The organism is Trinickia acidisoli, assembly GCF_017315725.1.
In the GTDB taxonomy this organism is placed as follows: domain Bacteria; phylum Pseudomonadota; class Gammaproteobacteria; order Burkholderiales; family Burkholderiaceae; genus Trinickia; species Trinickia acidisoli.
In genome coordinates this window covers 847,954-863,764 of sequence record NZ_JAFLRG010000001.1, presented here as the reverse complement: position 1 = coordinate 863,764, position 15,811 = coordinate 847,954, and the positions used below count along the sequence as shown (strand labels likewise).

At 65.3% G+C, this 15,811-nt stretch carries 8 protein-coding genes; all 8 read right to left on the bottom strand.

All coding sequences use genetic code 11. The annotated features are described in order from the left end of the window. Window positions 1–2 precede the first annotated feature (2 nt). Window positions 3–1,481, bottom strand: coding sequence for an efflux RND transporter periplasmic adaptor subunit (locus J3485_RS03930; protein WP_206951261.1), 1,479 nt, complete (start codon window positions 1,479–1,481; stop codon window positions 3–5). A gap of 5 nt (window positions 1,482–1,486) precedes the next feature. Beyond that, window positions 1,487–2,311, bottom strand: a complete 825-nt coding sequence (locus J3485_RS03925; RefSeq protein WP_206951260.1) for an efflux RND transporter periplasmic adaptor subunit — start codon at window positions 2,309–2,311, stop codon at window positions 1,487–1,489. After that, complete coding sequence (locus tag J3485_RS03920; protein WP_206951259.1) at window positions 2,308–3,894, bottom strand: TolC family protein; 1,587 nt, start codon at window positions 3,892–3,894, stop codon at window positions 2,308–2,310. Before J3485_RS03920 ends, J3485_RS03925 begins: the two co-directional genes overlap by 4 nt. Window positions 3,895–3,917: 23 nt before the next feature. Then, the gene (locus J3485_RS03915; protein ID WP_206951258.1) at window positions 3,918–12,110 is read right to left on the bottom strand and encodes a DUF4347 domain-containing protein; all 8,193 of its coding nucleotides are present in this window, start codon (window positions 12,108–12,110) and stop codon (window positions 3,918–3,920) included. Window positions 12,111–12,188: 78 nt separating this feature from the next. Then, the gene (locus J3485_RS03910) at window positions 12,189–12,806 is read right to left on the bottom strand and encodes a phage tail protein (RefSeq protein ID WP_206951257.1); all 618 of its coding nucleotides are present in this window, start codon (window positions 12,804–12,806) and stop codon (window positions 12,189–12,191) included. Between the two features lie 376 nt (window positions 12,807–13,182). Next, window positions 13,183–13,767: a GNAT family N-acetyltransferase gene (locus tag J3485_RS03905; protein WP_206951256.1), complete on the bottom strand. Its 585-nt coding sequence runs from the start codon at window positions 13,765–13,767 to the stop codon at window positions 13,183–13,185. 336 nt (window positions 13,768–14,103) lie between these two features. Then, complete coding sequence (locus tag J3485_RS03900; protein WP_206951255.1) at window positions 14,104–14,682, bottom strand: thiamine phosphate synthase; 579 nt, start codon at window positions 14,680–14,682, stop codon at window positions 14,104–14,106. A 142-nt stretch (window positions 14,683–14,824) separates the two neighbouring features. Continuing rightward, window positions 14,825–15,766 carry a hypothetical protein gene (locus tag J3485_RS03895; RefSeq protein ID WP_206951254.1) on the bottom strand — a complete coding sequence of 314 codons (942 nt, stop codon included), beginning with the start codon at window positions 15,764–15,766 and terminating at the stop codon, window positions 14,825–14,827. Window positions 15,767–15,811 lie beyond the last annotated feature (45 nt).

Genomic DNA, 15,811 nt, shown 5'->3' with positions numbered 1-15,811 from the left:
GCCTACCAGCCGAGCCACTGCCGCACCGTTGCAAGCGGTCGGCGCAGCAGGTAGTAGGCGAGCGGCACCCAGCGGCCATGAATGCGCGCGGTACCCATCACGCCGAGCGGCGGCTTGACGGCGCCTGTGAACGTCGCCTTCACGCGGTAGGCGACCACGCCGTCCGGCGTCGGCTCCGCGCGGTAGGCGACCGTGTCGATGCGCGCATCGTAGGAGGCCAGCGGCGAGCTCTTCGGGTATAGCGTGAGCGTCGCGCCCGGCACGACGTCGACGTTGTCGGCCACCGGCACATAGGCCGTCAGCTCGACGCTGGCCGGATCGGCGAGCAGCATGACTTTTTCGCCGACGGACACCGCTTTGCCGTTCCAATCGTTCGGATCGGAGAAGACGGCCACGCCTGCGCGCGGCGCATTCACGCGCACGCGCGCAAGCTCGCGCGCCGTGTAGTCGAGCTCGACCGCGCTCTCGTCGAGCTTGCCCTTGCGCAGCGCCATGTCGAGCCGATCTTTGTCGTCGGTCACCGCGAGCTGCGCGGTTTGCCGATATTCCTCCTGCGCCGTCGCGTAGTCCTTGTTCGCGAGCGCGTAGCGCGAGGCGAGCGTCGTCGAATCGAGCGCGAACAGCGGCGCGCCGGCCGCCACGCGCTGGTTCGGCTGCGCGAACAGGTGGTCGATGACGCCGTCGAGCGGCGCGCGCACGACGAACGGGTCCTTGGCCGTCACCTCGGCCGGCGCGAGCACGGTCAGCGGCACGGGCAGGATGAGCGCGCAGGCGATCGCCGCGAGCGCACGGCGCCGATGCTTGCCGGCGCGCAGCGTGAGCTTGGCGCGCTCGATCCACGACGTGCGCGGCGAAAACGCCGCAAGCGCGTGCGACCAGACACGCGCGAGTTCCGCGAGCAGCGCTTCGTCAATGGGCGACCACGGCTGCTCGCGCGCAAAGACCACGCCGCCGAGCGAGCGGCCCGTGCGATCGACGAGCGGCAACCAGAGCGCATGCGTGGGCCACCAGGCATCCCAATCGGCGGCGAGCGCATCGGGCAGGTCGTCGGCGGTCAACGCGCGCGGCCGTGCGCGCTCCGCGGGGTCGACCGGCTGCGCCTCGGCGGCGGCCACTGTCGCCGCTCCTGCGTCGGAACCATCGTGCACTCGTGCTTGCGCTTGCTGCGACGGCGCGGCTGCCGGATGCGCCGCATGCTCCGGGTGCGCCGAACGCCGTTCGAGCACGCGGCACACCTCGCCGAGCCACTGCACGTAGGGTGCGCCCGGATCGCTCTGCGGCAGCCCCGAGACGGCGGCAACCGCCCCCGGCACAGGCGCGGGCGCGCGCCACCATGCCGCTTGGCGGTACGGCACGAGCGAGAGCGATTCGTTGACGATGACGAAGCCGAGCGTTTCCTCGCTCGGCGCTTCGCGCGCGCGCGCCGACAATTGCCAGAGCACGGCGAGCGCACTCGCCTCGATACGCAGCGGGGCGTTCATGGCGGCTAGTGGCCGGCGCCGAAGCTCGCCCACCCGCTCATGCCGGGCAGGAGTTCGGGGGTATGACCCGCGAGCGCGGCCGTCACGTCGACGGTCTGCGTCACGGGATCCACGCGTGCGCCGATGCGCGCCACCGTCGCCGGATACGTCTTACCGACCTCATCGACGTTCACCGTCAGCGGATGGCCAGGCTTGAGCCAGGCGAGCCATTTCGACGGCACGATCATCTTGAGTTCGAGATGACTCGTATCGACAATCGTGAGCAGGGTCTTGCCGGGCTCGGCGAACTGCTGCGCCGCCGCGCTGCGCTTGACCACCCGCCCGTCGAACGGCGCGGCGATGCTGCACTTGTGCACGGTGGCCTGCATATAGGCCACCTCGGCCGCACCCTCTTTCGCCTTGGCGTCGGCTTCTTCCACGTCGATCTCGCCAATCGAATGCAGTTGCGAGAGCCGGTCGTTGACATGCTTCAGTTGCACGGCCGCATCAGCTTCGGCTTGCGCCTTGTGCAATTGCGCCGCGTAGAGCGAGCAATCGAGCGAGATCAGTGTCTGCCCCGCGTGGAATGCGTCGCCGTCGCGAAACGGCATCGACGCGATCTTCGCGCTGATTTCGCTCGACAGATCGACTTGATCGCGCGCAACGAGTTGAATGCGAATCCGCCCGTCGTCGTCGGCATGTCCTGCAACCGGTGCGGCCGGCGCTGCGGGCAGCGCTGCCACCGGGGGCGGCATATGCGCCGGCGCCGCTTGCGGGCCCGCGGCCCATGCACTCTGTACCACCATCATCAGGGCCGCACTGCGCAGCCCTGCCTTGCACCATCGATTCATTGCGTCTTGGCTCCATCCGCGCCGCCGAACGAGGCCCAGCGCGCTTGCTCCTTGTCGATCGATTGCTCGATCGACTTCAAATCACTGTTGCTGACGTTCGTCGGCAGCGGGTCGAGCCCGAGCGTCGCGAGCAGTTGCCCGTATGCGCTCTCGAGTTCGCCGTAGCTCTGATAGAGACGCAGCTCCGACATCATCGCCGAAGTCGCCGCGCGAATCTCTTCGAGCTTGCCTTGCGCATTGGCGATCGTTGCGTTGTGCGTGTGCTGCAGAATCTGCGCGTCGACGTCGTTGAGTTGCTTGAACAGATCGAACTGACGCTGCTTGGCGGCAAGGTCGGCGCTTGCCACGTGCACTTGCGTCAGCACGGCCATCGACAGCGCGAGCCGCTGCGCGTGTGCCACCTCGCGCTGGGCATCGGCTTGGCCGCGAATGTTCTTCTCGTTCAGCAGGTTGAGCAGGTTCCAGCTCACGTTGACGCCGGCCGCGCGCCAGAAGTGATAGTAAAGGAAGCTGTTGCTGTCGTAGTGCCCGCCCAATTGGAACTCGATACCGGGCAGCAGCTTGGCGATTGCCTTGTGCGCCTCGTTCACGCTGATGCGTTCGTTGTAGTCGGCCTCGACGAGCTCGGGCCGGCGCTCGAGCGCCGTTTCCTCCATCTGGTTCATCGGCATGCCGAACGTCGGCACGGCGAAACCCTGGGGCGGCGCAAGCGTGAAGTCGGTACCGGGTGCGATGTTCATCAACGACGCAAGCCGCGGCTTGGCTTCTTCGAGTTGGTCGCGCACGGCTTCGAGCTGCCGCATGATGTCGAGCAGCGCGTGTTGATAGCCGAGCGTGTCGAGCGGCGAGCGCAGGCCTTCGAGTTGCGATTGCCGCGATTCCTCGAGCGCTTGCTTGGCTTGTGTGAGCAGCGGGCCGATTTGGCCCTCGAGCCGCTGTGCCCCGGCGGCTTCCCAATAGGCCTCGCGCACTTGCTGCATCATCAACTGCACCACTTTGCGCCGGCGCTGTTCGACCACGAGCACGCGGTCGGCCTGCTCCTTCGCCTCGAAGTAGCTGACGCCGAAGTCGAGCACGTTCCAGGAGAACGTCAGATCGGCCGTGCGATCGTTTTCATCGGTCGAGAACGCGGGCGGCACGACCTGGGTATTCGTCAGGAGCCCCTCGGACGACGACGCGAGCGGATTGCTGCGATTCGTGTAGCCGGCCTGCGCGGTCAGCTTCGGCAGCATGTCGAAGTTCGCGAGATCGAGTTGCTTCTGCGCAAGCGCCTCTTCCATCATCTTCAACCGATGGTCGAGGTTGTAGCGAATCGCGCGCGCCATCGCGTCGTCGAGCGTCACAGGGCCAGTGAGCGGCGGCTGGCCCGCGAACATGTCCGTGCGATCGGCATGTGCGCTTTGCGCGAGTTCGGCATCGGTCAACGGCGTCGGGTGGATGGCGCAACCCGATAGCCACAACGCCGCAATGGCGACGGCGATCAGCGACGGACGCAGCGCGCGCGTCGAGCGGGCCGCCGGCGTCGAATCAGACGCAACGGCAGAGAAGGATGCGACTTCGGCAGTGGTCGTTTGTGGGCTCATTGGTCTTGGAAGATAACGGAAGTTCATGTGCGACGGGCGGCAACGCTGACGGGACGCGACACGTGCAGCGCCGCGCGCGCCTGCGCGAATTGCTGATCGAGCGACGGCTTGCCTACGACGGGGCGCCCCGCGCGCGCGGCGAGCGGCTGCGTGAGATCGCGGGCCGCATGGCCGTTCGCTTTCGGGTGCAACTGCGAATGCTGATGATGCGGATGCGTGACCTCATGCGCCGTGCGGTGAGTATGCGGTGCAAGCACGACTTCGCGACGCGCGACGTGGCCGGATGCATCGCGTACCTCGACGACGATGTGCACGTCTTCCACGCCGGGCGGCACCTTGCCGCGCAGTACCCCGTTCGCCGCATCGTAATGCAGCCAACCGGGCAGCGAGCGGCCATCGGCGAGACGAACGGTGAGGTCCCCGCCTTGCATGGCCGCCGACGGCGGCAGGAGCGTCGCCACTTCGATGGAGAACGGATCGTGTTCCGGCACGGAAACGTCAATGTCGGACAGCGAGCTGGGCATGTCGGACGACGGCGTCACGGCGAGCGTCGCATCCAACGCGGTGGCATCGAAGCGCGACACCGTCGCGCGGTCGAGCGAGAAGCCGCTGGACGACACGTCCGGGTCCGAGAACGTCATCGTCGAAACGATGGGCACCAAGCCGATCGGCAGCGTGTTCCCGAGTTCGGTGAGCACGTCGGGCGGCGCGGTGTTGTCGGAACCCGTCGGATAAAAGGACGACGGCTGCGGAAAATCAGGCACATCGATCGTGGGTGGCGGCGGCAGCGGCAACGACGCGGTCGGCGGCCCGCCCGAGGGCCCCTTGAGAATCGTAACCGTATTCGATGCGACGGCGCTCGTCTTCACGCCGTCGGTAATCGTGAACGTCACGGTACGGGTGCCGCTCGCGCCTTGCGCCGAATTCGAATACGTGACCGATTCCAGCGCGGCTTGCCACTTCGAGAGCGAAGCCGAGCCGGTGCCCGTCCATGTCAACGTCAGCACACCGGTACTGGCGTCGTAGGTGCCGGTGAATCCGCTCCCCGCGCCGCCGGCAAATGCGAGCGTATCGTGCAGCGCATCGAAACCACTGCTGATCGTCACTTGCGCCGAAGTCAGCACCGCGTTGGGGTCGCGATCGCCAACCGCGACGTCCGGCGCCACGACCACCGGTGCCGAGCCGACCAGTTGCGACGTGAACGTCGCGCTGCCGCCCACTGTGAGCGTCGGCGTCTGATCGGTGTCGGTCACCGTCACGCTGCGCGTTTGCGCGAGGCTCGCCGTGCCGTCGCTGTCCGACACCATGAAGCTGATCGTGCGCGTCGTGTTGTTGGGCACGACCGCGGTATCCGTGTAGGTGATCGACGCGAGCGCCGCTTGCCAATCCGACATCGAAGCACTGTTGCTCGCCGAGGTCAGCGTGAGTACGCCCGTGCTCGCGTCGTAGCTGGCCTGGATGTTGCCCATCGTCGAGCCGTCGTTCGTGAACGCGAGCACGTCTTGCCCGGCATGGAAGCCGCCCGTGACCGTGACCGTCGCCGACGACAGCGCCGTGGTGTGCGCTGTCACGCTCGCATCGGTCAGCGTCAAACCCGGCGATACGACGATCGGCGTCGAGGTCGTATTGTCGCCGGCGACGAACGAAGCGGAGCCCGAATCGGTCGTCACATGCGGCGCATCGAGCACGGAGACGGTCGCGGTGGCCGCGGCGCTGTTTTCCGTGCCGTCATTCGTCGTGAACGAAATGGTGCGATCACCGAAGTTCCCGCCGCTGCTCGAGAACGTCACCGCGCTCAATGCACTCGCCCACTGCGCGTCGGTCGCCGAGCTGTCGGACGAGGTCAGCGTGAGCACGCCCGTCGTCGAGTCGTACGATGCCGAAATGTTGCCCATCGTCGAGCCGTTGTTCGTGAATGCGAGCACGTCGCCGCTGTGGAAATCGCTCGTGATCGACACCGTGCCCGACGATTGCGCCGAGTTGTCGAGGTCGGTCACGGTCACGTTCGGATTGACGATCGTCGCCGTCGCGCCGTTGACGTAGTTCGTCGTGCCGCCCGTCGTCGTCACGATCGGCGTTTGGTCGGTGTCGGTCACGGTGACGGTGCGCGTGGCTGTGTTGCTCGTCGTGGCGCCTGTGTCTATTACCGAGAAGCTGATCGTACGCGTCGCGTCGTTCGGCGTCACGGCCGTATCGGTGTAGGTCACCGCTTCAAGCGCCGCCTGCCATTGCGAGATCGTCGCCGAGACACCGGAGGATGTCAGCCTGAGCACCCCCGTCGACGCGTTGTACGAATCGACGGCGATGTTGCCGTACGTCGCCGAACTGGTGTTCGTGAACGCGAGCACGTCCTCGCCGCTGTGGAAGTTGCCCGTGATCGCGACCGTGGCCGACGCCAACGTCGACGCGCTGCCGTCCGTCACGCTCACGTCCAAATCGACCGTCACCGGCGTCGAGATCGAATTGTCGCCCGCGACGAATGAGGCCGAGCCCGAATCGGTCGTGATCGTCGGCGGCCCGAGCACGTCCACCGTGTCGGTCGCCACGGCGCTGTTTTTCTCGCCGTCGTTCGTCAAGAACGAAATCGTGCGATTGCCCGGCGTGGCGCTCGCACTCGTCGAGAACGTCACGGCGGAGAACGCGTCGGCCCACTGAGCATCGGAGGAAGTCGCGCCCTCGGACGTCAGCGTCAGCACGCCCGTGCTTGCGTCGTAGGAACCCTGAATATTGCCGAACTGCGTCGAACTCGTGTTCGTGAACGAAAGCGTGTCGCCGCTGTTGAAGCCCGTGGTGATCGAGACGGTGCCCGACGATTGCGTCGTGTTGTCGCGATCGGTGACCGTGACACTGCCGTCGATCGTGGCAGCCGACGTCCCACCCACGTAGCTCAACGTCGTGCCGCTCGTCGTCGTTACCACCGGCGTTTGATCGGTGTCGGTCACCGTCACCGTGCGCGTGGCCGTGTTGCTTGTCGTGCTGCCTATGTCGGTCACCGAGAAGCTGACCGTGCGCGTCGCGTTGTTCGGCGTGATCGCCGTATCGGTGTAGGTCACCGCGTCCAATGCCGCCTGCCACTGCGCGAGCGTGGCACTGTTGCCCGACGAACTCAGCGCGAGTACGCCCGTCCCTGAGCTGTACGACGCAGAGATATTGCCGTAGGTCGTCGCGTTCGTGTTCGTGAACGCAAGCTGATCCTCGCCGCTGTGGAAGTTGCCCGTGATCGAGACCGTCGCCGATGCCAACGTCGATGCGCTGCCGTCCGTCACCGTCAAGCCCGAATCGACTGCCACCGGCGCCGATGTCGCGTTGTCGCCCGCAACGAACGAAGCCGAGCCCGAGTCGGTCGTGATCGTCGGCGGAGCCGTGATATTGATTGTGTCGGTCGCCGCGGCGCTGTTTTCCGTGCCGTCGTTCGTCACGAACGAAACCGTGCGATTGCCGTACGTCGTGCTCGTGCTCGAGAACGTCACCGCGCTCAAGGCACTGGCCCACTGCGCGTCGGTCGCCGAGTTGCTGGACGAAGTCAGCGTCAGCACCCCCGTCGACGCGTCATACGACTGCACGGCGATGTTGCCGAACTGCACCGAACTCGTATTCGTGAACGAAAGCGTATCGCCGCTGCTAAAGCCCGAGGTGATCGAGACGGTACCCGACGATTGCGTCGTGTTGTCTCGGTCGCTGACGGAAACGCTGCCGTCGATCGTGGCAGCCGACGTACCGCCCACGTAACTCAACGTCGTGCCACCCGTCGTCGTCACGATCGGCGTTTGGTCCGTATCGGTCACCGTAACGGTGCGCGTAGCCGTATTGCTTGTCGTGGCGCCTGTGTCGGTCGCCGAGAAGCTGATCGTACGCGTCGTGTTGTTCGGCGTGATCGCCGTATCGGTGTAGGTCACCGCGTCCAATGCCGCCTGCCACTGCGCGAGCGTGGCGCTATTGCTCGACGACGTGAGCGTGAGCACGCCCGTCCCCGCGCTGTACGAGGCGGCGATATTGCCGTAGGTCGTCGCGTTCGTGTTCGTGAACGCGAGCTGATCCTCGCCGCTGTGGAAGTTGCCCGTGATCGAGACCGTCGCCGATGCCAACGTCGATGCGCTGCCGTCCGTCACCGTCAAGCCCGAATCGACTGCCACCGGCGCCGATGTCGCGTTGTCGCCCGCAACGAACGAAGCCGAGCCCGAGTCGGTCGTGATCGTCGGCGGCCCCAGCACGTCCACCGTGTCGGTCACCGCGGCGCTGTTTTCCGTGCCGTCGTTCGTCACGAACGAAACCGTGCGGTTGCCGTACGTCGTGCTCGTGCTCGAGAACGTCACCGCGCTCAAGGCACTGGCCCACTGCGCGTCGGTCGCCGAGTTGCTGGACGAAGTCAGCGTCAGCACCCCCGTCGACGCGTCATACGACTGCACGGCGATGTTGCCGAACTGCACCGAACTCGTATTCGTGAACGAAAGCGTATCGCCGCTGCTAAAGCCCGAGGTGATCGAAACGGTACCCGACGATTGCGTCGTGTTGTCTCGGTCGCTGACGGAAACGCTGCCGTCGATCGTGGCGGCCGACGTACCGCCCACGTAACTCAACGTCGTGCCACCCGTCGTCGTCACGATCGGCGTTTGGTCCGTGTCGGTCACCGTAACGGTGCGCGTAGCCGTATTGCTTGTCGTGGCGCCTGTGTCGGTCGCCGAGAAGCTGATCGTACGCGTCGCGTTGTTCGGCGTGATCGCCGTATCGGTGTAGGTCACCGCGTCCAATGCCGCCTGCCACTGCGCGAGCGTGGCGCTATTGCTCGACGACGTGAGCGTGAGCACGCCCGTCCCCGCGCTGTACGAGGCGGCGATATTGCCGTAGGTCGTCGCGTTCGTGTTCGTGAACGCGAGCTGATCCTCGCCGCTGTGGAAGTTGCCCGTGATCGAGACCGTCGCCGATGCCAACGTCGATGCGCTGCCGTCCGTCACCGTCAAGCCCGAATCGACTGCCACCGGCGCCGATGTCGCGTTGTCGCCCGCAACGAACGAAGCCGAGCCCGAGTCGGCCGTGATCGTCGGCGGAGCCGTGATATTGATTGTGTCGGTCACCGCGGCGCTGTTTTCCGTGCCGTCGTTCGTCACGAACGAAACCGTGCGATTGCCGTACGTCGTGCTCGTGCTCGAGAACGTCACCGCGCTCAAGGCACTGGCCCACTGCGCGTCGGTCGCCGAGTTGCTGGACGAAGTCAGCGTCAGCACCCCCGTCGACGCGTCGTACGACTGCACGGCGATGTTGCCGAACTGCACCGAACTCGTATTCGTGAACGAAAGCGTATCGCCGCTGCTAAAGCCCGAGGTGATCGAGACGGTGCCCGACGATTGCGTCGTGTTGTCTCGGTCGCTGACGGAAACGCTGCCGTCGATCGTGGCGGCCGACGTACCGCCCACGTAGCTCAACGTCGTGCCGCCCGTCGTCGTCACCACCGGCGTTTGATCGGTGTCGGTCACCGTGACCGTGCGCGTAGCCGTGGCGCTCGTGTTGCCCAAGCTGTCGGTCGCCGAGAAGCTGATCGTACGCGTCGTGTTGTTCGGCGTGATCGCCGTATCGGTATAGGTCACCGCGTCCAATGCCGCCTGCCACTGCGCCACCGTGGCCGAGGAGCTCGACGACGTGAGCGTCAGCACACCCGTCCCCGCGCTGTACGAGGCGGCGATATTGCCGTAGGTCGTCGCGTTCGTGTTCGTGAACGCGAGCCTATCCTCGCCGCTCGCGAAGTTGCCCGTGATCGCAACCGTCGCCGAGGTGAGGTTGTTCGTGGCCGTATCGCTCACGGTCAGCCCCGAATCGACGGCGACAGGCGTCGACGTCGCGTTGTCGCCGGCCACGAACGCCGCCGAGCCCGAATCGGCCGTCACGTTGATGGGGTTCACGACGTTGACGAAATCGGTGGCGGCCGTGCTGGTTTTCGTGCCGTCGCTCGTCGCGAACGAGATCGTACGATCGCCGGTCGTCGTGCTCGTGGTCGAGAACTTCACTGCCGACAAGGCAGCCGACCATTGCGCGTCAGTTGCCGTCGCATCCGAGGACGTCAACGTCAACACGCCCGTCGCCGCGTCGTACGACTGAACGGAAATGTTGCCGTAGGTCGTCGCGCTCGTGTTCGTGAACGCGAGCGTGTCGCCGCTCTGAAAGTCGTTGCTGATCGAAACCGTGCCCGACGATTGCGTCGTGTTGTCGCGATCGGTGACGGAGATACTGCCGTCGATCGACGTGGCGGACGTGCCGAGGTCATACGTCGTCGTGCCACCCGTCGTCGTGACGACCGGCGTTTGATCGGTATCGGCAACGGTCACCGTCTTCGTCACGGTGTTGCCGGCCGTGTAGCCATCGCTCGTGATCTCGAAACTGATCGTGCGCGTCGCCGTATTCGGCGTGACCGCGGTGTCGGTATACGTGACAGCCTCCAACGCGGCTTGCCATTGCGCAGTCGTTGCGCTGCCCGCCGACGACGTCAGCGTCAACACGCCCGTGATCGAGTTGTACGAACTCGAGATGTTGCCGTAGGTCGTCGCGTTCGTGTTCGTGAACGCGAGCTGATCCTCGCCGCTATGGAAGTTGCCCGTGACCGAAACGGTAGCACTCGTGGCCGTCGACGAATCGCCATCGGTCAGCGTAATGCCCGAATCGACGGTAACCGGTGTCGACGTTGCGTTGTCGGCCGCCGTGAACGCCGAACTGCCGCCAGAGGCCGTCAAGGCGGGCGGAGACGACAGATCGACATAGGTGAAGTTGTTCAGTGACGGCGTGAAATAACCTGTGTCGCCCACGTCGAGAATCTCGATCGAGCTGACGTCCTTGAACTGGCTGTACGACGACAAATCGATGTGCCCACTCAACTGCGAGCCACTGAGCGTGATCTCTCCCGTCGCGCTGCCATTCGGCAAAAGCTCGATCGTGCCGTTGCTCAGGCCCTCGTCGAAATCGAAGCTCGTCACGGCCATCGGATCGCCGTTCGCGAGCGTGATCGTCACTTCCGTCATCGGGGTGTCGCCGGGCTGATTGATCATCAGCACGCCGTCGGATGAGGATGTGCTGAGCGGCGCGCCTTGGTTGCTGGTAAAGACACCGGTCAGCACTGCGCCGTCGGTCGTATAGGTGAGGCCGTCCAGCGTGAAGGAAGTCACATAGCTGGCGATCGTCTCGCCGTTGCCGCCGTTCGCGTACGCGTCGTACGTCTCGACGGTCTGCCCGAGCAAGTCGGCGTACTTCGCCTCACTCGCCTGCGAAAAGATGACGGACGTGGTGACGTCGCCGACGTCGTAGTCGAGCGACCAACTGCCGCCGAGCGAGGCAGCGCCGACCGCGGTCGTCGAGGCCGCGACGTTCAAATGCGTGATCGATGCGATCTGCTGCACGAGCAATTGGCCATCGGCCTCTTGGGCCACATCGCAGCCGTAAATCAGAAAATCGCCGCCGGGCTTCATCGCCGCGCCGATCTGCGCGAGCTCGGCGCTGTACGCCGACAAGTCGCCTTCGTTGAGCCACGTGCTGCCGACCTGGATTTCGCCGTCCGCCCCGTGCGATACGAGATGGATCGAGCTCACGCCCGGATGCTGCTCGAGATACTGTGCGATCTGCGCGAGCCCGTCCGTCGACGAACTGAGCACGACGTATTGCGTCCCCGCAGGCAGCCCCGCGATCAGCGTTTGGTAATCGGTGACGTTCGAATCGATGAAGACGACCTGCGTGTCCGTCGACGCAGTCACCGCATCGGTGAAGCCATGCACCGTGCGCATCGTGGCCGCGGAAACCGACCCGTCGTTCGACGACGCAACCGTGTAGCCGTGCCGCGGCGTGGCAACGATGCCCTGCGTGCCGTCCCCGTTCGTGCCCTGCGTATGGCCCGCCGTCGTAAAGCCGTACACCGCGCGCATCGAGGCGGCCGAACCGGAGGTCCCCGCAGCGGCTGCGGCCGCTGTCCCCGCCGACGTCGCGACGCTCGTCGCCGAGACGTTTTGCGCCGCGGCGGGCGTGGTCGCGGCGTGCGTCTGCGCATGCGTCTCGGCGTGCATCGGATGATGCTGAGCCGCGGCGGCGGCGGCACCAATGGACGCGGCCGATGCGTCGTAGACGATGCGCGGCTCGAGCGCGACGATCAGCGGCGCGGGCACGGCGGCGCCTTCAGTGCGCGCGTTCGTGTCGGAGGCGCGCAACGCGGCGAGAAGCTTCGAGAGGCTGGCGGCGAATTTCATCGCTTGTGTCCCTAAAGGCGTGCCGCTCGCGCGGCACGCAGGCATTACGTAAGCATGACGTAATGCATTACGCAGGCATTACCCGCGCGACGGAAAAACGCCCGTCAGCGCGATGATGAAGTTGATGCCTAGATACGGATTACGCAGCGAGAACGGCAAGCTGGAGCCGGTCACGCTGTTTTGAATCGTCGGCGCCGTACCTTGCAGATTCACGTTGAAAGGCGCAAGCGTCGTGTTCGACGCCGCCGTGCTGTACAGCTCGCCCTGGTGACCGCTAACGCTGATCGGCCCCAGCACGGTGCTGGTCCCCGGCACCGCACCCTCGCTTTGCGCCGTGGTGCTCGTCGTGGCGGGAATCGCGATCGACCCCGTCACGGCGCCGCCGCCCGTTACCGACGCCGTATGCGTATGCGCCGGCAAGTTCTGCATCGTCAGCGTGACGTTCTCCGTCCCGGCGACCTCGCCGATGAGGATGTTCGTCAGCCCCAAGCCCTGGCCTTGGCCCACCGGGGAGCGGCCGCGCATATCCGGCAATTGGAACGTCTGCACGCCGTTGCCGCCGTAGGTCACACCGAGCAGCGCAAACAACGCGTTGTTCTGCGAAATCGCGACCGTTTGGCCCTGGCAGAACGCCCAGCCTGCAGGCGCATAGGTAAAGCCCACCATGCGGATTTCACCGAGAAACGGATCACTCATCGAAGGTCTCCTGTCGAGAATTGAAAAAATGCCTACATTACGTCCCGCGAGCCGGCGGCATGGGTCGGCTCATCGGTGCGACAGTGCACGACGACAGAGAGCCTCGATCACCCGTCCTCGGTAAAGCGTGTCGGCATGGCGAGCGGATTGCACGCGCGCGCAGCCGGCGAGCCGATGCGATGGATGTCCTACGCAATGAGAAAGGATGGACGACAAGCAAGCCCCCGGTTGGTATCTATATGTCTACTTTTGTCGCTATGCGCGCGGCCGGCTGCGCCGCCCATGGTCTATCGTTTTGCTGCTATTTCCAACGCGCCACCCGAAGGTGAACGGCTAAACACGAACCGCCGCTGCGTAACCGTCGCCTCTGCGCGTGTCACACCACGACGTCGAGCGCGAGCCCATTCACAGGTGTTACGCACTCGTCGACCAAAGGCACGGCGGGGCGCCGCATCTGCAGGTACACCCCGCTCTCGCCAATCGTCTCGAACCCGAGCCTGCGATACAGCGCCTGCACCCGGTTGTCCACCTCGACGTACAGCACGATACTCAGCCCCCTGCTCACCGCTTGCGCTACGAACGCGCGCAACAGCCGCGTTCCGAGCCCCGCCCCGCGATGCACGGGCAACAGCGCGATGTCGATCAAGCGCGCCTCGCTGCCATGCCAATCGTGATAAAGACGGCCGACCGCAGTCTCGCCGAGCATGATCACATCGAATCGCCCGTGCGGATAATGGCGGCGGTAATACGTGTCCTGCATGGAGAATTGTTCGGCAAGCAGCGCCGCGACGCGCTCGGGGCCCCACCCCGTTTTCGCGAATTCTTCCGCGCGCGTGCTTTCGAAAACGCCGTATAGGAACGCACGGTCACTGTCGTTCGCAGGCCGTAAGCACAAACAACCGCTTGCATCGTCTGCACAACGCTGCCCCGATTCCGCGTTTGCGCCGATGCGATCGGTCATCTGAGATCTCATTCGTTTTCACAAGCGAAGATAGCCGATCGAAAAATGCTGTATCGATCGGCCCATGAAACAACAATGGCGAAGTCGATATTAGTCTAGAGAAAGTTCTCTAGCAATCGCGCCGCGCGCGTCGTCGCTACGGGGTTACCCGTATCGACATCGCCCTCGCTCAACGCCGCCAAAGGACCGGCGGGGGCCGGAGAGAAGCCGCCGTTCGATCGGATATGCACAAATTTTTTTTATAAAACGGGGCACATATAAGGCGCGAGACAGGCGCAAACGTTAGCGCGATATACCCCTCGTTTGTATCGGGCGACGCAAGCGCGAGCGAGCCGCTCACCAAAAAGCCGAGATGCCCGCAATGCCATGCGCGCCGTGCTCGCGTGCCGTCGCGACCGATTCGCGCGTCATGCCGCCAAGCGCGTAAATCGGCACCGTGACCGACGCAGCCAGCGCCGCGAACGAGGTCCAACCGAGCGTGGGCTCGCCGGGGTGGCTCGTCGTCGGCAACACGGGAGAAAGCGTGACGAAGTCCACGCCGATACGCTTGGCATGCAACAGTTGCTCACGCGAATGGCATGCCGCCGAGAGCAGCTTCGATGGGCCGAACGGCCGCGCGCTCGATTGCATGAGGCGTGCGCTCGGCAAATGAAGACCGTCGGCATCGAGTTCGTCCAAGCTGTCGAGCGGCCCGTTCAATACGACTCGCGCGCCGTACCGATGACAGACCGCGCAGACTTGCTCGGCCAGACGCCGATACGCGAGTGCATCGCGTTGCTTCGCGCGCAATTGCACGAGCGCGATGCCGCCCGCCACGGCGTGGCGCAGGTGATCGAAAAAAACGTCCATGCTCGCCGCCTCGGGCGGCTCGGGCGTAATCAGAAGCAGATCGGGAAGGGGCGGATCGAGCGGCATGCCCCGACGCTATCAAAAGACGCGCGCCGCGCCAACTGGGCGACGCGTGCTTGTCGATGCTCGTCCACGAACGCGCGAGACGATTGCGCATATGCGGCGCGCCCGCGATGTGCTCGCGATGCACCCGCTCGTTGGCGCGTCGTCAGTGTGCTGGGGCCGGCGACGGCGAGCCCGTGCTCGGGCACGCTGGGTCCTTGCCCCAATGATCGGAGCAAACGCGCCAGCGGCAGATCTGCGCTTCGAAGAAGTTGGACTTGTCGCATTGCTTGATCCGCTCGGCAATGCTGATCGGTCGCGCCTTGGCGATCGCCCCTTTAGCCGCGGCATCGCCGTCCTTCGGCGCACGGGCATCGTACGGCTTCGTGCGCGCAACGAGCGCCGCGAGCAGATCGGCATCGGGATCGTCGCGTACCGAAGACCCTTTCGCGTGCTTGCCCGCGTGCGCGGCCGCCCATTTTTCATGGCGGCTCCTCGCGCTTTCGCGCTCGTCACGTGCGGCGATCGCTTTGCTCGTCGCCCGCTTCTCGCCGGACGTGGTCGCCGCCGAAGCAGCCTTGCCCACCGCTTGCGCAACGACACCCTGCGCCGGCGAAACGCCGTCCGTCAGCGCGCGCGATAACCGATCGGCATCGGTCTCGTTCGGCGACGATGCGCCGGGCGACGACACGCCGGACGCCGAGGCGTCGGCCACGATGACGGCCGTCTGCGGCGCCGATGCTGCGCCCTGCCCGACTTGCGTCGCGCGCATTGAACCGGCCGCGCCGCTCGCGTTCACGGCAGCCGCGGCCGCACCGCTGGCGCCGGCCGCGCCCTGCGCTTTGCCGGCTCCAGCCGCGACCGCCGCGATCGGATGCACGCTGCCCTGCGAGCGCTGCCATTGCCAAGCGCCGAACGCACCGAAACCGACGATGGCCAGCGCGACGGCGGCCCAAGGCTTTTTCGAGCGACGGCGCAGCGCCTGTTGCGCGACTATGCGCCCTTCGAGGCTAGCGAGAATGCGGGAACTGCTGTCGGGGGCACCGGGCGCCGTCTCGGAAAGCAGGCTCGGCCGCCCTTTGGAAGTGGAACTTTCCGGCACACTCATTCAGTGTCTCGTTGAATCCATCTTTAATTCGCCGTGATAATAGAA